The following is an 18790-nucleotide window of genomic DNA, read 5'->3' on the forward strand; positions in this document are numbered from 1 at the left end:
TATGAAGCAAGAATGTATCGTTTAGCATAATAAGTAAAAGGTGCGGCAGTCTTTCTTTGGAGGGGCTGCTGTTTTTTTGTGATGTGTTAATACTGAATGTCGTTCGCTCATAAGAGTACTTTTGTGCACATAAAAAGGTGATTTGAGCATAAAATATATATATAGCGCACATAGTAGGTGTGATTTTGCACTTATAATGAAATTTGCGCTCTATCTTCATCGAGAACCGCACATAAGTGATGCGTTTTCGCTCATACCCACACTTTTTTAATGGTAGTCGTAAAGATGCATAAAATAATTCTCTTTCATGCTAAGTTGCTTTTCCTTGTCGTACGTGTTATGATTGAGTTTGTATTTTAAAAAGAAATTTGCGCCGACCTTTTTAGGAATAGGCGACACATAGCATCGTTATAACGACCATATTCCAGATCGTTGTGGGGTATGGTCTTTCTACGTACGTATAATATAGCTAATTGAGAAGATGTTAGGCTTATGGGAGCCAAAAGAGGTGGTATGACTCTTTTATGTGACATCTTCACGTGTCGCGGCTCATCAAGGCGCTAAAATCAGATAAGATAAAGGAGATTTTTGATTTGGCAACTTTTTATGAATTTGGTTTGAACTCAGAGGTAGTTCGAGCAGTAACACAAATGGGATTTGAGGAAGCTACACCGATTCAAACAGCAACAATCCCAACAGCACTAGAAGGTAAAGATATTATTGGTCAAGCACAAACTGGGACGGGAAAAACAGGTGCATTTGGTTTACCATTAATTGATCGCATTGATATTAATAAAGATCACGTGCAAGCATTAATTCTTGCTCCGACGCGTGAACTTGCTAACCAAGTAGCAGAATCATTATTCGCATTTGGTAAATTTAAAGGCGTTCGTACGGTGACAGTTTACGGTGGTCAAGATATGCGTAAACAGATCCGTGATCTTAAAAATAAACCACATGTGGTTGTAGCAACACCAGGTCGTCTAATGGATCACATGCGTCGTAAAACAATCCGTCTTCAAGAAGTAGAAACAGTGGTTCTTGATGAGGCAGATGAAATGTTAAACATGGGCTTCATTGAAGATATCGAAACAATCTTAAGTGAAACGCCTAAAGAGCGCCAAACATTGTTGTTCTCAGCTACAATGCCTAAGCGTATCGAAAAGCTTGCTCAAACATTTATGACTGAGCCTAAGCTGATTGCTGTAAAATCAACAGAAGTAACAATGGAAAATATCGAACAGTTCTATGTAGAAGTACATGAACGTCAAAAGTTTGATACTCTATGTCGTTTCATGGATATCCATGCACCTGAGCTTGCGATTGTATTTGGTCGTACAAAGCGTCGTGTTGATGAGCTTTCTGAAGCACTATCAAAACGTGGTTTCCGTGCTGAGGGGATTCATGGTGATTTAAATCAAGCGAAGCGTGATAGTGTATTACGTAAGTTTAAAGGTGGTTTAATTGACGTCCTTGTAGCAACAGATGTTGCAGCACGTGGATTAGATATCAGCGGCGTAACACATGTTTATAACTTCGACTTACCTCAAGATCCTGAAAGCTATGTTCACCGTATTGGACGTACAGGACGTGCAGGTAAATCAGGTGTAGCTTTGACATTTGCTACACCACGAGAGAAAGATCATATCAAAGCAATCGAACAAGTTTCTAAAAAGAAAATGGTTCGTAAAGATGTTCCTTCATACGAGCAAGCAATTAAAGGCCAACAAGGGCTTGCGGTTGAGCAGCTTCGTCAATTAATCACAGAGGATAATGCAGATGCATACCGTGTGATTGCAAAAGAACTTCTTCWAGAAACAGATGCAACAACTGCTCTTGCAGCTGCGTTGAAGCTTCTTACAAAAGAGCCAGATACGACTGAAGTGAAGTTAACTGGTGAAGCACCATTACGCGCCAAGAAGCATCGCTCACAAGGTGGCGGCAAGCCTTACCGCAGTGGTAGCGGCGGTGGACGTCGTGATGATCGCAATCGTGATCGTCGTCGCCCAGGTGGTAGCTTCCGCAAAGATGATCGTCGTTCAGGTGGCCAAAGTCAAGGTAACCGCAGTGGTGGACAATACCGTAAATCTAAACAAGCTTAATAGCTTGGTGAAAAGTCATTCTCAACTCGAGGATGACTTTTTTTGTGTGAAAAAACGATAAGAATGATCAGTAACAAAAAAAGTTTCCATAAAATCACTAAGAATGATTGACATTATGATTGATAATGAATATCATTATTAATGAAAATGATAATGAATATCAATAAACATAATGTTTAAAACAGGTTAGGAAGAGCTATGAAGATTACATACTTAATGTTGTTATTTATTGTGTTATCAATTGTTTCATTGTTTGTAGGTGTGTCTAATATTTCGCCTTTAGAAGTATTTAGTATGACGGAGGAGCAAGCGCATATCTTTTTAACGAGTCGCATTCCTCGTCTAGTCAGTATCGTCATTGCTGGTGTAGGGATGAGTATATGCGGATTAATTATGCAGCAGTTAACGAGAAATAAATTTGTTTCTCCGACTACTGCAGGGACTCTAGATTCTGCCCGGCTAGGAATCTTAGTGAGTATGATTTTGTTTGCATCAGCTAGTCCGCTTCACAAAATGATTATTGCCTTTMTTTTTGCCTTAGCTGGTACATTCATATTTATGAAAATACTGGAGCGAATTAAATTTAAAAACACCATTTTCATCCCACTCGTGGGCTTGATGTTTGGAAATATCGTCGGATCGATCACCACATTCTTTGCTTATCGATATGACTTAATCCAGAACATGTCTTCTTGGCTACAAGGGAACTTTGCTGTCATTATTCGCGGGCGGTATGAGCTATTGTACATAAGCATTCCATTACTTATTCTTGCGTACATATTCGCAAACCGCTTTACCATTGCGGGGATGGGTGAGGAGTTTTCAAAGAATTTAGGGTTGAAGTACAAACAAGTCGTAAACATTGGTTTAGTGATTGTGGCAGCTATTACATCAGTCGTTGTCCTCACAGTGGGAATGATTCCATTTTTGGGATTAATTATTCCTAATATCGTAACGATTTACAAAGGAGATAATTTAAGAGAAAACTTACCTCACACGGCTTTATTAGGTGCAGTCTTCGTATTGGCTTGTGATATTCTTGGACGAATTATTATTTATCCATATGAGATCCCAATTGGCTTAACAGTCGGTGTCATTGGAAGTGGAATCTTTCTTTATCTGTTACTTGGGAGAGCAAAACATGGGTTCTAAAACGAAAATTTATCTATTAATCGTGTTGGCGTTGATATTGGTCACACTCTTTTTATTCATTGACTTGAATAACTGGGAGTATGCACTTCCTAGAAGAGGGACGAAAATTTTAGCAATCATCATTACAGGTGCTGCTATCGCCTTTTCTACCGTGATTTTTCAAACGATTACCAACAATAGAATCTTAACGCCTAGTATTATCGGGCTTGATTCATTGTATATGCTTATTCAAACGTTTTTGATCTTCTCATTTGGATCAACGAGTGTATTGGTACTAAATAAGCATGTGAACTTTAGTATCTCCGTCATTGTGATGGTGATCTTTGCAGGAATATTGTATCGGGCTTTATTTAAAAAAGGCGGACAAAATATCTTCTTCCTTTTGTTAGTCGGTATCGTTCTTGGAACATTGTTTGGCAGTCTATCAACATTTATGCAGGTTATTATTGATCCGAATGAATTTTTATCGGTTCAAAATCGAATGTTTGCCAGTTTTAACAATGTGAACACGGACCTCTTATGGCTTTCTCTTTTATTGTTTGGAATGATTTGCCTGTATTATTTCAAGTTTAATAAATACCTAGATGTACTCTCGCTAGGAAGGGAGCATGCGATTAATTTAGGTGTTGATTATGACTATGTTATTAAGCGGTTGCTCGTAATCATTGCGATGATGATCTCGATTGCAACTGCTCTAGTGGGGCCGATTACGTTTTTAGGTTTACTCGTGGCAAACGTAGCCTATGAGTTTATGAAAACGTACAAGCATTCCTACATTATCGTCGCGTCCATTTTTATTAGCATCATCGCTCTTGTTGGTGGTCAGTTAATTGTTGAAAGGATCTTTTCATTTGCAACGCCGCTCAGTGTCATTGTGAATTTTGTTGGAGGTGTGTACTTCCTCTATCTTTTATTAAAGGAGAGTAAAAAATGGTAGAAGTCCTAAACATCACGAAAGAATACGGTGCAAAGAAAGTGGTTGATAATGTCTCGGTAACGATTCAAAAAGGAAAAATCACGTCTTTTATTGGACCGAATGGCGCAGGGAAAAGTACGTTACTATCAATGATCAGTCGTCTCATTGATGCGGACACGGGTGAAGTCATTATTGATAATGCGAAGATCAATGAAACCAAAAGTGGAGATCTCGCAAAAAAGATATCGATATTAAAGCAAGCAAACAATATCAACATTCGGTTAACAATTAGAGATTTAGTTTCATTTGGTCGGTTTCCATACTCAAAAGGAAATTTAACGAAAGAAGATTGGGCCTTTATTGATAAAGCCATTGATTATATGGAGTTGCGTGACATTCAAGATAAGTACCTTGATCAGTTAAGTGGAGGTCAGAAACAGCGAGCATTTATTGCGATGGTTATTGCTCAAGACACCGAGTACATTCTCTTAGATGAGCCGCTTAATAACTTAGACATGAAGCACTCCGTCCAAATCATGAAGGTATTAAAAAGAATGGTGAAAGATCTTGGGAAAACGATCATTATTGTTCTTCATGATATTAATTTTGCTTCCTTCTACTCAGATTATATTGTCGCTTTAAAAGATGGAAGGGTCGTTAAAGAAGGACCGACTCATGAAATTATTAACAACGGAGCTCTAAAGGAGATCTATGATATGGATATTCAAATCAATAATATTAATAACCAACGAGTGTGTGTGTATTTTGTCTAGTTCTAATTCGTAATAGAAGGATGATCCAACTATCATTCTATTAAATAAATAAAAAGATAAATATAGGAGTGAGTGGATTGAAACGTTCATTAATGTTCATGTTTGTTCTCGTAATTTTAACAATTGCTCTTGTGGCTTGCGGTAGTGATAATGCTACTGAAACGATCTCAGAAGCAGAGGTAGAGGCAGAAGAAAAGACTGAAGAAGTAGTCGAAGAGGAAGAAAATGATGAAGCTTCAGGTAGTACAGAGCTTACGATTACACATGATTTAGGAGAAGCGGTTGTTCCTAAGAACCCTGAAAAAGTCGTGGTTTTTGATATGGGTGTCTTAGATACATTAGATACACTTGGGGTAGATGTGATGGCATTACCACAAGAAAATGTGCCAGATTACCTTGAGAAGTATAAAGGAGAAGATTACCAAAATGCTGGAACATTATTTGAACCAGATTTTGAAGCAATTTATGGCATGGAGCCAGATCTTATTATCATTAGCGGACGTGCTTCTGAAGCCTATGAGGAATTAAATGAGATTGCCCCAACGATCTTCATGGGGGTAGATACAACAAATTACGTAAAATCATTTAAAGAAAATGTAACGACATTAGCAGAAATTTTTGAAAAAGAAGATGTGGCATCGGAAAAAATAGCTGAGATTGAACAATCAATTGATGATCTATATGAAACAGCGACAGCTAAAGAAGCAAGCGGACTATTGATTATGGCTAATGATGGCGATATTAGTGCGTATGGTCCTGGATCACGATTTGGTCTTTTGCATGATGACTTCGGTGTAGCCCCTACAGATGAAACAATTGAAGTATCAAACCACGGTCAAAATATCTCCTTTGAATACATTGTTGAGCAAGATCCTGAATACTTATTTGTGATTGATCGTGCAGCTGTTGTTGGTGGAGAAACATCAGGTCAGCAGACGATTGAAAACGAGCTAGTACAAACTACTCGAGCTTACGAAGAAGGTAAGATTGTCTACCTTGATGCTGTTAACTGGTATATTACGAGTGGCGGCTTAACAGCTGTATCTGAAATGGTACAAGAAGTGAGCGTTGGAATCGAATAASATATATTGTCCACCTTTACGACAGAAAATGATGTGAAGGTGGACTTTTTTAATTCTATTAAAGGAATATAATATGAAAAGGAGAATACTAGACATATATGAAARGTGTGTTGAAAATGAGTAGTACACAAGTAAAGATCGGTTTTATTGGATTAGGAGTTATGGGGAAAAGCATGGCTCGTAACTTAATGAAAGCTGGCTTTTTAGTAGAAGTTTTCACAAGAACGAAATCGAAAGCGGAAGACCTTCTTGACGAAGGTTGCCATTGGTGTGAATCGATTTCTGAAATAGCCAACACTTCTGACGTAGTCATTACGATGCTCGGTTTTCCAAGTGAGGTAAAGGACGTTTATTTTGATGAGCAAGGTCTATTAAGAAACTGTAAAAAAGGAACCATCTTAATTGATATGTCCACATCGAGTCCTACTCTAGCAAAAGAAATTGCAACAGCTGCAAAAGAGCTGGATATGACGGCTCTTGATGCTCCTGTTTCAGGCGGAGATATTGGAGCAAGAGAAGCTCGTTTGACGATTATGGTTGGTGGAGAAGAGAAGGCATACACTGAAGCTCTTTCAATCTTTGAAGCGATGAGCACAAATGTTGTTTTACAAGGCGAAGCGGGAATGGGACAGTATACAAAAATGGTTAACCAAATAGCGATTGCCTCAAATATGATGGGTGTATCAGAAGCGATTAGCTATGCGAAAAAAGCAGGGCTAGATCCTAGTAGAGTTTTACATAGTATTGAAAACGGGGCAGCAGGAAGTTGGTCACTAAGCAATCTAGCACCGAGAATGATAGTGCGAGATTATTCGCCAGGCTTTTATATTAAGCATTTTGTTAAAGATATGACAATTGCTCTCGAGTCAGCAAAAGAACTCGGTCTAAAAACTCCAGGACTTGAATTAGTAAAAAAAATGTATGAAGAGTTAATCGAGCGTGGCAGTGAGGATGAGGGCACACAGGCGCTTRTTAAGTTGTACCAGGAGCAAGTGTAATCGCTTTCTTAATTTGATTGATMATTTAAACTGAAAGAGAAACTACTTTTTAGGAGGCGTTAAAGATGGAAACTGAGATTTTTAGACAGTGGAATACATGGCGTACATTTACTTTGAAAACCTTACAAAGAGTAGAAGAAAGTCAGGTCGATAAGATCCCTGAACGTTTCAATAATAATATTCGTTGGAATGCAGGTCATATTGTAGTGATCCATGATCGTCTAACCGCACAAATGCTAGGCGAGTCTCCTAGCTATCCAGATGGGTATGACTCGTATTTTGACAAAGGGACAAGTCCTGATGATTGGGATGATCAAGTACCATCTTTGAATGAAATTATGGCCGAGCTAGAAGGACAAGTTGAAAAGCTGCAAGGTAGTATACAAGGTCGTTTAGGTGAGGAGCCTAAAGGAAATGTATTTAACATGCCGACTATTGGGGATTTAGCGATGTTTGCAGTAGGTCATGAAGCAATGCATTTAAGTACGATCCAATCATTAATGAGATTGACAAAATAACTATTTATGTAAAGAAAAGATAAAGTGTGTTGAGTTCTTATTAAGAGTAAGGAAAAGCTATTGTCACTCTTTGTCGTTCTTGATAAGGTAGGGGTGTAGCAGCAAGCAATCCATTTTTTAGAACGACCCCCTTAACCTTTTTTTATTTTTCATTGAGCTAGAATTCCTTTCTAGCTCCTTTTTTTATGGGRGAAATTAGTGAGCACATATTCTATGTCAGATAATCTAACACAAGTATTGCGAAAATTCACTCAACGAAATAAAGTAATAAAAAACAGAGAAAATATTTAAGGAAAAGGAAGTGTGTGGGGATGACAACTATATCTGTACCGACTAGAGAGAGCCAAATTGAAGAGATTCGTGCAACGATTGAAACAAAAAATGTAGAGTTACTTCATATGCAATTTGTTGATATTGAAGGAACATTAAAGCATGTTACTGTGACATCAGAGCAACTTGATCAAGTAGTAAATGGACAAGTAATGTTTGATGGCTCGTCTATAACAGGATTTACTCCTATTAACCAATCAGACTTATATCTAACTCCAGATTTAAATACATTTGCTGTTTTACCTTGGACAGAAGAAGAAGGCTATTCTGAAGCGAGGTTTTTATGTAGTGTAAAAAAGCCTGATGGGTCGGACTTTTTAGGCGACCCCCGCAACGTTTTAAAGGAAACAGTTAAGCGTGCTGAAGAAAAAGGCTATTCAATCAATGTTGGACCCGAGCTTGAGTTTTTCCTATTTGAACCAGACGAAGAAGGGCAACCTACTTTAAAAACACAGGATGTCGGCGGTTACTTTGAACCTTCGCCTAAAGATAACGGAGAAAAAGTTCGTTTAGCGATCTATAAAGCATTAAAGAAAATGGGCTTCACGATTGAAGCATCTCACCACGAGGTAGCAATTGGTCWACATGAGATTAATTTTAAATATGCAGATGCTCTAGGGGCGGCTGATGCTGCTACTACTTATAAATGGGTAGTTAAAACAGTGGCGGGCCAATACGGCTTACACGCAACCTTTATGCCGAAGCCTCTTGCAGGAGCAAATGGAAGTGGAATGCACACGAATATCTCACTTTTTGACACTGAGAAACAAGAGAATGCTTTCTTTGATGACACAGATGAGCTTGGTTTATCTGAAACAGCCTACCAATTTGTTGCGGGGTTAATTGATAACGTGAAAGATTTTGTAGCTGTTACAAATCCACTTGTTAACTCGTACAAACGATTGGTGCCCGGGTATGAAGCTCCTTGCTATATCGCTTGGTCAGCATCGAACCGTTCAGCATTAATTCGTATACCAGCCACACGCGGAGCAGGGACACGCGTTGAAATTCGTTGCCCAGATCCTTCAGCTAATCCATACTTTGCATTTGCGGTAGTAGCATCAGCTGGTCTTGATGGGGTAGATCGTGAGTTAACAGCACCGCCGGCAATTAATGATGATATTTTCAGCATGTCTCGTCAAGAATGCTTTGAGCGTGGAATTCAAAATCTACCAACGAACCTTGAGTCGGCACTTGATCATTTTGAAAGCGGAAAGATTGGTCGAAATACTCTAGGAGAGCATGCCTACACGGAATACGTCGAATTAAAGCGTGGCGAGTGGGATGACTTCCGTACCGCGGTTTCAGATTGGGAAGTGGCAGCATATCAAGCGAAGTTTTAAGGAAAAGCACGCAAACCAAAAGGTCTGCGTGCTTTTATTTGTTTACATACTTTTCTCTTTCGTTTTTGCCGGGAACCCCCATTTGGCTGTAACCTTTTGAAAGGCTGGAGTCTTAGAGGTTGTGAAGATGAGCAATCCACTCCAAATAAAGAGGAAGGCGATCAACTGAACGATACTAAATGGTTCGTTATATAAAAATACGCCCATAATCAGCATTAAAGTTGGCCCGATGTATTGCAAAAAGCCGATAAGAGATAAAGAGATTCGCTTTGCTCCGATTGAGAAGAGCAGAAGGGGAATCGCTGTGACAGCCCCGGCTCCCATTAAGAGGCCCCATGTCTCTATTGAATAGGTTGCTAGATTTAAAGTCGATGAATGAAATAACCACACATAAAGCAGTGCAAATGGTGTCATGATCAACGTTTCAATCGTCAGCCCTACGAGAGCCCCAACATTGACCATTTTCTTCATTAATCCGTAAATGGCAAAGGTGAACGCAAGTAAAAAGGCAGCATATGGAATAACGCCATAATAAACGGTCATAAGAGAAACGCCAGTAAAAGCGAGAGCAAAAGAGATCCCTTGCCAGCGTGTAAACCGTTCTTTAAGAAAAACCATGGCTAATAAAACATTAATTAAAGGGTTGATGTAATAGCCTAGACTTGCCTCTATCATGCGCTCACTTGTCACTGCCCAAATGAAAACGAACCAGTTCATTGAAATAAAAACAGAGGCTATAATCATGCCAAAAGTTTGCTTCTTACTTTTCAATAGCCTCCGAACTTCTGCCACAAAAAAGCCAAGTTGATTCCGAAGGGCAAGAATGCCAATCATAAAAACAAGCGACCAAATGATACGGTAGGCGAGCACCTCACCTGGGGTGACATGCTCTAATTGCTTCCAGTAAAGCGGAAGGATCCCCCATAACAAGTAAGCGAAAATTGCTGCTATCATACCGACCCGATGTTCCGACTGTTGCAAGATGTCACAGCCTTTCTTATAAAAATAGCAGGCCTGACGAAGAGTCAGGCCTGAATCGATCTATCCTCTATTGGCAATATGCTTAAGTGGACCAACATATTGATTTAAACGGAAAGAGTGTTTAATCGCAGTGTTTACAAAATCTTTAGCTGTATGAATGGCTTCTTTTACCGATTTTCCTTTTGCAAGCTCTGCTGTAATAGCTGCTGCAAACGTACAGCCAGCACCATGAGTGAAAGTTGTATCAATTTTTTCAGATTCAAGTAAAGTGAAATCTTCACCGTCAAAATAAACATCTACTGCTTTATCATGATCAAGCTTACTTCCACCTTTTACGACAACGTGCTTCGCTCCTAGTTCGGCAATTGTCGCGGCTGCTTCTTTCATTTCTCCGATTGTAGTAATCGATCCATGTCCACTAAGTTGACCTGCTTCAAATAAGTTAGGTGTGACAACTAGTGCCTTTGGAACAAGCACATCACGTAAACAAGCATCTGTTTCAGGATTTAGAGCCTCATCGGCTCCTTTACACACCATTACGGGATCTACTACAAAGTTAGAGATTTGATATTGGTCCACTTTTTTGGCAACAAGTTCAATAATCTCCGTGCGTCCGAGCATGCCTGTTTTAGCAGCATCGATTCCAATACCTGCTAATACCGTCTCCATTTGTTTCTCTAATTGTCCAACATCTTGTGGGAACACTTCATGATTCCAGTTGTTATGAGGATCCTGGGCTACCACAACGGTTAAGGCATTCATTCCGTAAACACCTAGCTCTTGAAAGGTTTTTAGATCTGCTTGTAATCCTGCTCCTCCGCTTGTATCTGAACCTGCAACGGTTAATGCTTTTTTCATTGTCATAGATGTCCACTCCCTTTTCTGTATAGGTCTTGCTTAATATAGTCGTTTCACTTGTTCTCCATTATACGGGATTGCACTAAAGAGTTAAATGGTGAAATCTTGTTATTTGGTTTTTATGGGTTCTAAATCAATGAGCTAATTAGTTGACGTATAAAAACATTGTAACTATACTTTAGTAAGTAAACAAAAAAGTATAGAAAGTTTACTTATTTACTACAAAAGGAGAGAGATCAGAAATGGCTACTGTATTATTTGTAAAAGGAAATCCAAGAACAAAAGAGGAATCAGTTAGTGTCAAGATGTATGAAGAGTTCCTCGCTACTTATAAACAAGAAAACCCAGAAGATGAAATTGTAGAATTAGACTTGTACGCTGAAAATCTGCCGTATTTAGATGCCAATATGTTAAATGGATTATTTAAACCACTCCAACAAATTGCGACAACTCCTGAGGAGGATGCAGCAAGAGAAACGTCAGATCGTTATCTTGAGCAATTTATTGATGCGGATAAAGTCGTTTTTGCTTTCCCACTATGGAATTTTACGATTCCAGCAGCTCTTCATACGTATGTAGATTACTTAAGTAGAGCGGGCAAAACGTTTAAATACACACCAGAAGGTCCTCTTGGTCTAATGGGCGATAAAAAAGTGGCATTACTTAACGCTCGTGGTRGGGTCTATTCAAATGGACCAATGGCACAGCTTGAAATGTCAATGAATTATATGCGTAATGTGGTGGGATTCTGGGGTGTTGAGCAGCTTTCAACAGTGGTCATTGAAGGTCATAACCAAATGCCAGCTCAAGCAGAAACAATCATTGCAGACGGCTTAGAAGAAGTAAGAAAAACAGCTAAAGCTTTTTAATCTTATTCTTTAGGTTCACTTTGTGAAATAAAATAGATTCAAAAAATCCTGGTTCATCACATAGATGACCAGGATTTTTGTTTATGAATGCTGATATATTGATTCGAATTGAGCGGCTAATTCCTTAGCAATTTCTTTCATCCCATACATATCGGCTTTTTGCTCTGCGTCTGGATTATAGTTCGTGTTTGTGTTTACGTCGTATGTGTATAAATTCCCTTGGTCATCCCGTATAAATTCAATGCCTGCAAAATGAATATCATTGGCAAGTAAGAAGGCCTCGTATTTATAAATAATTGGGTCATCGAAGTCCTTAATAATCGTAAATTTATCCCGCGGCTGCTCCGTTGTTGGACAAAACGCATCTCCGATTTGGCAAGCATCTGCTGGGCATAGCTCAAACCCTTCGGATGTATCTACTTCCACAGCATAAAAGAATCTCCCCCCAATAAATTCACAACGAGTAATGGTGGAATCAGGCGATTTAATATATTGCTGCAATAGGGTAATACCATCAATCGGTTCTTCAAAGGTCGGCCCCTCAACATATTTCTGCAAAGCTTCATGGTTATCAAATAACTGCACACCAAGTCCTTTACCTGCACGGTTATGCTTCGTTATAAAAGACTCCGCTTTAAAAGACTCAGCAGCTTTTAAAATATGCTCTTTCCCAACAGCTGCAAGAGTTTTCGGAGTTTCAATTCCAAAGGCTTCAAGTGATGTATACTGAGCGACTTTACTTACTTCAAGTTTTAGGGCACGACTCGTATTAAGTACGACTCGTCCATAAGCCTCTAACCAGTCAAGTACAGCACCAGTAAACTCAGGGGCAAAACGGTGCTCTCGTGTATGAGAAGATGCACTCATACGATTATAGAAAATGCCTTCAGGAGGCTCTTTTGTAAGATCGATGTTTCCTTGGTCAAGATGCCATGTTTCAAAAGGGTAACCAAGTGCTTCTAGCTCTTTCTGAAGTGGCTCAGTCCATTCATCATTTTCGTGTATAACGTATATTTTAGCGTTCATCCAAAAGCTCCTCTCATTAATCCTTATTAATCTTATAAGATATAAGTATTATAACGTATGTCTACAAGATAAAGTAATAGCTTGCTTGGAAATTATAATGAGTTGATAGGAAGAAGTTGCACCTCAACGCGCTCTGCGATACGATAACGCATAGAAGATTGACTTAGTGATTAAACGGTTAAAAAGGAGACGATGCTAGATGATAGATCGTGACATACAATTACGCGAGGCTGCTTATAAAGAAGTAGAAAAACATAAAGCTACGGTAGAGGAGGACCATTTTCGATTAGGGTATCATCTCATGCCACCAGTCGGATTATTAAATGATCCGAATGGCTTTATCCAATTTAACGGAGTGTATCACCTGTTTTATCAATGGAATCCTTTTAGTACAGGCCATGGTGCGAAATTCTGGGGACATTATACATCAGAGGATTTGGTTCATTGGGATCATCATGAGATAGCTCTTGCTCCAAGTGATTGGTTTGATAAAAATGGTTGTTACTCCGGGAGTGCCATAGAGCATGAAGGGAAAATGTACTTATTCTACACAGGGAATGTGAAGGATGAAAACAACCAGCGTGAGAGCTACCAAGTGCTTGTGGAATCTCGTGATGGCTTTACCTTTGAGAAAAAAGGGGTTGTCGTGGAACTGCCGGATGACTATACAGCTCATTTTCGTGACCCGAAAGTATGGAAGCACGGTGAATACTACTATATGGTGGTAGGTGCCCAAAGTAAGGAGCTGACAGGTAAAGTCGCTCTTCTTCGTTCTTCGGACCTCTATGATTGGAAACATCTTGGTGCTATTGCGGGAGCTCATATGGGATCATTAGAGGATTTCGGTTACATGTGGGAGTGTCCGGACTTGTTTGAACTTGATGGTGAAGATGTATTTATTTTCTCACCTCAAGGAATAGAAGCTGACGGAATATTATATAACAATATTTATCAAGCTGGTTATTTTATTGGGAAAATGGATTACGAAAATGTGCGCTATAACCATGGTGAATTTATTGAAATGGATCGCGGCTTTGAGTTTTATGCACCTCAAACGACTCTGGATGATAAAGGGCGAAGAATCTTATTTGGGTGGCTTGGTATTCCCGAAGAGCGAGAAGAAGATCATCCAACTATTGAGCATAAGTGGATTCATGCCATGACGCTGCCTCGGGAACTTCGCGTGCGAGATGGTAAGCTTCTTCAATTACCAGTGGAGGAATTGAAGAAACTTCGACACGACGAGGTAAGCTATCCTGATGTCGTACTAAATGAAACGGAGCAAGCTTTTGTTGGGATTGAAGGAGAGCGTTTAGAGTTTGAGCTTGAATTGGAAAAGCAACCAACGGGGCCAATCACAATTGAACTACGCAATCATGCATCAATTATTTACTCCCCCGAGAAAAAACGTTTTACATTAACACGTATTAGCTTTGTTGATGGAAAGACAATTGAAGAGCGTCATTGCCAACTTGAAGAGCTTCGTAATTTCCGGGTGTTTTTAGACTCTTCAACCATTGAGATTTTCATTAATGATGGGGAAGAAGTTTTCACAGCCCGTATCTATCCTGACGTTGAGGATAAAAGTATTACCTTTAAGTCGGGACAAGCTGCATCTGTTCAATTGAGAGGCTGGATGTTATACTAAGCTAGTATGACAACTAAACGCACAAAGTCTACACAACCGTAGCAAGGGTCAAGGTGTAGACTTTTTTCTTTGTAATAAAAGCATATTTATACGATGAGATGATTGATCACTCATCATGGTTTTAGGTCATACTAGAAATTAGTTGGTTGAAATGAGGGATAGTATGGATTCGTATAAACAGGTGGACGGAAAGAAGAGATTTACAGCTAAGCATTACTTGGCCTTTATCCTTCCTTCTTTCATTGGTATATTACTTTTTATGACTCCTCTCGTCATTAATGAGGAGATCACAATTCCCGTTGCTTTTCTAGCAGGAATTGTAGAAGCGGCACTCATAGATGTGCTACCACTATGGATGACTATTTTACTTATTTTATCTGTTATTATGACGGTTATCGTAGTGGCAATAAAGCCTGCTTTCGTTAAGAAAAGTGAAATGATGCAAGCTCTATTTGATGTAGGTTGGACTTGGACGGTTATCCGTGCAGTCGGAGTATTGTTTGCGGTTCTAACATTAATGGAGTGGGGACCTGAATTTATTTGGTCCGAGGATACAGGTGGTTTATTACTTTTCGAACTTATTCCTATTTTGTTCTCAGTCTTTCTATTTGCCGGATTCTTCTTACCGTTGTTAATGAACTTTGGCTTAATGGAGTTAGTTGGATCGGTGTTAAACCGCATCATGCGTCCTTTATTTACTCTTCCTGGTCGATCATCGATTGATTGTATGGCTTCTTGGATGGGAGACGGTACGATCGGAGTATTGCTTACGAACAAGCAGTATGAGGATGGCTATTATACAAAGCGTGAAGCAGCAGTTATTGGAACAACATTCTCGGTCGTTTCGATCACATTTAGTATTGTTATTTTAACGTACATGAGTTTAGAGCACTTATTCTTACAATATTACGGCACAATTGTACTTGCTGGCTTTGTAGCGGCTGTTATTTGCCCTCGTATCCCTCCTTTATCAAGAAAGGCAGATACGTATATTACAGAAAAGAAATTTGATGCAAGAGAAGAAAAACAAAGCTTTATTGCTTCGTTTAAATCAGGATTAGAGCAAGCATTAACTCGTGCAACAACGAATAATGGTGTTGCTAAAAATGTAAGTGGCGGATTGAAAAATGTACTTGATATGTGGTTAGGTGTCATTCCAGTCGTTATGGCGCTTGGAACAACTGCGCTTGTCGTTGCGGAATACACACCCATTTTCCAATGGTTAGGAGCACCATTTATTCCACTTCTTCAGCTTATGCAAGTTCCAGAAGCGACAGAAGCGGCGCAAACAATGGTTATTGGCTTTGCCGATATGTTCTTACCAGCCATTATTGGTAGTGGGATTGAAAGTGAAATGACTCGCTTCATTATTGCCTGTGTATCAGTTACTCAGCTGATTTACATGTCTGAGATTGGTGGCTTATTGCTTGCATCAAAGCTACCTGTTAAGTTTTTTGACCTAGTAATTATTTTTATTGAGCGTACACTAATTACATTGCCGGTCGTTGTATTAATGGCCCATTTAATTTTCTAATGAAATGATGAAGAGGGGCTAGGACATATCTAAGAGATTTAACTCAGGATACGAACGAAGCGCTAAATGAGCGGATGAAATATACGTAGACCTCTTGCGGGATGAAGCAGAGGTGAGACTCCACAGTGCGTAGGCACGAGGAGGCTCACCAGCTTCCCGCGGAAAGCGAAGTATATTTCAGGAGCGGTATACATAGACCGCATCAGTAATGTTCGATTTCCATAAGTTAAAATACTTTTGTCCCAGCCTCTCTAATTGACAGACATTCACTATCAAATGATAAGTAGGTGGTCAATATGACAAAACAAATCATTGCGATAACAGGGGCAAGTRGTGGCTTAGGTGCTGCACTAGCAAAGCAATATTTGAAACAGGATGCACATGTATGTTTATTAGGGAGATGGAATACAACACTTGAAAAAGTGGTGGAGAATACAGTGGGCACCTATTCAATCCACTCTTTAGATATTACAAACAAGACAGATGTGGCAAACGTATTTCAAGAAATTGAAAACGAGTATGGCTCTATTGATATGCTGATTAATAATGCAGGGGTTGGCTACTTCGGTTTAGCAGAAGACCTACAAGAAGAAGAGATTAGTACGATGCTAGATGTCAATGTCAAAGGAACGATCTATTGTACACAAGCAGTCTTACCCAAGATGAAAACACGTAATAAGGGAACGGTTGTTTCGGTCGTCTCAACTGCAGGACTTCAAGGGAAAGCAAATGAATCAGGTTACGTCGCAAGTAAATTTGCTGTACGTGGTTTTACGGAAAGCTTGCAAGCTGAACTAGCAGATACGATGATTCGTGTGAGTGGCATTTATATGGGTGGTATGGATACACCTTTTTGGGATGGGATTTTCAATGAGGAAAAGAGGAAAACCTTGATGCGTCCGGGTGATATTGCAGAGATTATTATCCATAATTTAGAAGAGAGATCCAATCTTTCTGTTGATGAGATCGTGATTCGAAATAAAAAACCAAAAAAGTAAACAAACCATTTGACGTAAACGAACCAAAGCGGGTAAAATGTAAGCGAAAACATAATAAGCGGGATTGTTACTGATAAAGCAGGCAAGACCTAAAATGAACCAATGGGATACGTCTACCTAAATACGTAAACCTTGGCCATTTTAGGTCTTTTTTGCATTCTTTGGATAATGATTCTGCTTATACAAAAACTATAGAGATTATCATTTGAGGAGGAAAAGAGATGGATACAAAAAAAGTAGCCCACGAGCTTGTTGAGTTACTAGGTGGAGCCGACAATGTTGTTAGTGCTACCCATTGTGCAACCAGGCTTCGAATCGTTTTAAATGACGACGATAAGCCTAATAAAGAAGAAATTGAAGAGTTAGAAGGAGTAAAGGGTGTTTTCAAAGCTTCAGGACAATACCAAGTTATTTTTGGAACAGGTCTTGTTAATAAAGTGTATGCTGAATTTGCTCAGTTGACTGGCGTCGGCTCAAAAGATACAGATGGGGGAGAGGTGCAGGTTGATCATGCCCAAGCAGCCAAAAAGAAGATGAATCCTCTTGCTAGAATTGCTAGAACTTTATCGAATATCTTTGTGCCTATTATCCCGGCAATTGTTGCGAGTGGTCTTTTGATGGGTCTACTGGGAATGATGCAGGCATTTGAACTAGTGCCACCTGATAGCCCATGGATTCTATTTCTTGATATGTTCTCAAGCGCTGCTTTTATCATCTTGCCTATATTAATTGGTTTTAGTGCAGCAAAAGAGTTTGGGGCCAATCCGTACCTTGGCGCTGTACTTGGTGGAATTATGACGCACCCGGCACTATTGAATCCGTGGACTTTGGCTGATGCAGAACCGGAAACCATCCAATTTATTGGCATGAATGTTGATTTACTTGGTTATCAAGGAACAGTTATTCCGATTTTACTCGTAGTCTATATCATGAGTAAGATTGAGCGTGGCGTACGAAAAGTAGTACCAAATGCAATTGATCTATTAGTTACTCCATTTGTTACAGTAATTTTAACAGGGTTTATTGCAATGCTATTTGTTGGACCTCTTGGAACACTGATTGGAAATGGCTTAACATGGAGTCTTGATTATATTTACAACACAGCTGGCCTTTTTGCTGGTCTGATCTTTGGTGGGTTATACTCGACGATTGTCATTACAGGGGTACATCACAGCTTCCACGCAATCGAAGCAGCACTTATTGCTGACTTTGGAGTCAACTTCCTACTACCAATCTGGGCAATGGCAAATGTGGCACAAGGGGGAGCCGGTCTTGCGGTATTCTTCTTAACGAAAAACCCTAAAATTAAAGAGATTGCGATTCCAGCTTCATTTTCGGCATTCCTTGGTATCACGGAACCGGTTATATTCGGTATTAACTTGCGCTTTATGCGACCATTTATTGGAGCGGCAATCGGTGGTGCCTTAGGTGGTGCGTATGTTGTATTCACAAATGTTGTGACGAATGCATACGGGTTGACAGGGATCCCAATGTTCGCGATTGTAGCACCTTTTGGAATGGCGAATATTATTAACTATGCCATTGGTATTTTAATCGCAGCAGGTGGCGCGTTTGTTGCTACATGGATTCTTGGATTAAAAGAAGATGCTGAAAAAAAGAAATAAGAAATGAATAAGTCTGACCTGCTCATTATGAGCAGGT

General features: G+C 39.5%; 16 protein-coding genes. 13 read left to right on the plus strand and 3 right to left on the minus strand.

All coding sequences use genetic code 11. The features are described 5' to 3' along the window. Window positions 1-593 precede the first annotated feature (593 nt). From AB685_RS21125 to glnA, 8 genes are all read left to right on the plus strand, one after another. On the plus strand, window positions 594-2102 hold the full coding sequence (locus AB685_RS21125) for a DEAD/DEAH box helicase (RefSeq protein WP_047972568.1): 1509 nt from the start codon (window positions 594-596) through the stop codon (window positions 2100-2102). Between the two features lie 198 nt (window positions 2103-2300). After that, complete coding sequence (locus AB685_RS21130) at window positions 2301-3254, plus strand: ABC transporter permease (protein ID WP_047972569.1); 954 nt, start codon at window positions 2301-2303, stop codon at window positions 3252-3254. After that, window positions 3244-4191, plus strand: coding sequence for an iron chelate uptake ABC transporter family permease subunit (locus AB685_RS21135; protein WP_047972570.1), 948 nt, complete (start codon window positions 3244-3246; stop codon window positions 4189-4191). Before AB685_RS21130 ends, AB685_RS21135 begins: the two co-directional genes overlap by 11 nt. Continuing rightward, on the plus strand, window positions 4185-4943 hold the full coding sequence (locus AB685_RS21140) for an ABC transporter ATP-binding protein (protein ID WP_047972571.1): 759 nt from the start codon (window positions 4185-4187) through the stop codon (window positions 4941-4943). The genes AB685_RS21135 and AB685_RS21140 overlap by 7 nt, the downstream gene beginning before the upstream one ends. Before the next feature lie 68 nt (window positions 4944-5011). Next, entirely contained in the window at window positions 5012-6025 is a 1014-nt protein-coding gene (locus AB685_RS21145; protein WP_347230875.1) for a siderophore ABC transporter substrate-binding protein, read from the plus strand. A 116-nt stretch (window positions 6026-6141) separates the two neighbouring features. Then, a complete protein-coding gene (locus tag AB685_RS21150) occupies window positions 6142-7023 on the plus strand; it encodes an NAD(P)-dependent oxidoreductase (RefSeq protein ID WP_047972581.1) in 882 nt (293 codons plus the stop codon). Between the two features lie 65 nt (window positions 7024-7088). Then, window positions 7089-7541 carry a DinB family protein gene (locus AB685_RS21155; RefSeq protein ID WP_053073905.1) on the plus strand — a complete coding sequence of 151 codons (453 nt, stop codon included), beginning with the start codon at window positions 7089-7091 and terminating at the stop codon, window positions 7539-7541. 311 nt (window positions 7542-7852) lie between these two features. Then, entirely contained in the window at window positions 7853-9214 is a 1362-nt protein-coding gene (gene glnA, locus AB685_RS21160) for a type I glutamate--ammonia ligase (RefSeq protein WP_047972573.1), read from the plus strand. A 42-nt stretch (window positions 9215-9256) separates the two neighbouring features. On the opposite strand, the gene rarD is transcribed toward glnA, so the two are convergent. Both rarD and pdxK read right to left on the minus strand, forming a co-directional pair. Beyond that, window positions 9257-10168, minus strand: coding sequence for an EamA family transporter RarD (rarD, locus tag AB685_RS21165; protein ID WP_047972583.1), 912 nt, complete (start codon window positions 10166-10168; stop codon window positions 9257-9259). An 87-nt stretch (window positions 10169-10255) separates the two neighbouring features. Then, entirely contained in the window at window positions 10256-11059 is an 804-nt protein-coding gene (gene pdxK, locus AB685_RS21170) for a pyridoxine/pyridoxal/pyridoxamine kinase (RefSeq protein WP_047972574.1), read from the minus strand. 236 nt (window positions 11060-11295) lie between these two features. Between pdxK and AB685_RS21175 the strand changes: the two genes are divergently transcribed. Continuing rightward, window positions 11296-11922, plus strand: coding sequence for an FMN-dependent NADH-azoreductase (locus AB685_RS21175; RefSeq protein WP_047972575.1), 627 nt, complete (start codon window positions 11296-11298; stop codon window positions 11920-11922). Window positions 11923-12003: 81 nt separating this feature from the next. Here AB685_RS21175 and AB685_RS21180 read toward each other — a convergent pair whose 3' ends face one another. After that, entirely contained in the window at window positions 12004-12948 is a 945-nt protein-coding gene (locus tag AB685_RS21180; protein ID WP_047972576.1) for an alpha-L-glutamate ligase, read from the minus strand. A 199-nt stretch (window positions 12949-13147) separates the two neighbouring features. Between AB685_RS21180 and AB685_RS21185 the strand changes: the two genes are divergently transcribed. The 4 genes from AB685_RS21185 (at window position 13148) to AB685_RS21200 (ending at window position 18753) form a co-directional block, all read left to right on the plus strand. Then, on the plus strand, window positions 13148-14596 hold the full coding sequence (locus AB685_RS21185; RefSeq protein ID WP_047972577.1) for a glycoside hydrolase family 32 protein: 1449 nt from the start codon (window positions 13148-13150) through the stop codon (window positions 14594-14596). A 163-nt stretch (window positions 14597-14759) separates the two neighbouring features. Next, complete coding sequence (locus AB685_RS21190; protein ID WP_047972578.1) at window positions 14760-16130, plus strand: YjiH family protein; 1371 nt, start codon at window positions 14760-14762, stop codon at window positions 16128-16130. A 296-nt stretch (window positions 16131-16426) separates the two neighbouring features. After that, window positions 16427-17128 carry an SDR family NAD(P)-dependent oxidoreductase gene (locus AB685_RS21195; RefSeq protein ID WP_047972579.1) on the plus strand — a complete coding sequence of 234 codons (702 nt, stop codon included), beginning with the start codon at window positions 16427-16429 and terminating at the stop codon, window positions 17126-17128. Window positions 17129-17349: 221 nt separating this feature from the next. Then, a complete protein-coding gene (locus AB685_RS21200) occupies window positions 17350-18753 on the plus strand; it encodes a sucrose-specific PTS transporter subunit IIBC (RefSeq protein WP_047972580.1) in 1404 nt (467 codons plus the stop codon). The last annotated feature ends 37 nt before the right edge of the window (window positions 18754-18790 follow it).

The organism is Bacillus sp. LL01 (assembly GCF_001037965.1).

Bases quoted from the DNA above. Each gene is read 5' to 3' on its own strand.
- AB685_RS21135 (WP_047972570.1), top strand. From the start codon at position 3,244: ATGGGTTCTAAAACGAAAATTTATCTATTAATCGTGTTGGCGTTGATA.
- AB685_RS21140 (WP_047972571.1), top strand. From the start codon at position 4,185: ATGGTAGAAGTCCTAAACATCACGAAAGAATACGGTGCAAAGAAAGTG.
- AB685_RS21155 (WP_053073905.1), top strand. From the start codon at position 7,089: ATGGAAACTGAGATTTTTAGACAGTGGAATACATGGCGTACATTTACT.
- rarD (WP_047972583.1), bottom strand. From the start codon at position 10,168: ATGATAGCAGCAATTTTCGCTTACTTGTTATGGGGGATCCTTCCGCTT.
- pdxK (WP_047972574.1), bottom strand. From the start codon at position 11,059: ATGACAATGAAAAAAGCATTAACCGTTGCAGGTTCAGATACAAGCGGA.
- AB685_RS21180 (WP_047972576.1), bottom strand. From the start codon at position 12,948: ATGAACGCTAAAATATACGTTATACACGAAAATGATGAATGGACTGAG.
- AB685_RS21185 (WP_047972577.1), top strand. From the start codon at position 13,148: ATGATAGATCGTGACATACAATTACGCGAGGCTGCTTATAAAGAAGTA.
- AB685_RS21190 (WP_047972578.1), top strand. From the start codon at position 14,760: ATGGATTCGTATAAACAGGTGGACGGAAAGAAGAGATTTACAGCTAAG.
- AB685_RS21200 (WP_047972580.1), top strand. From the start codon at position 17,350: ATGGATACAAAAAAAGTAGCCCACGAGCTTGTTGAGTTACTAGGTGGA.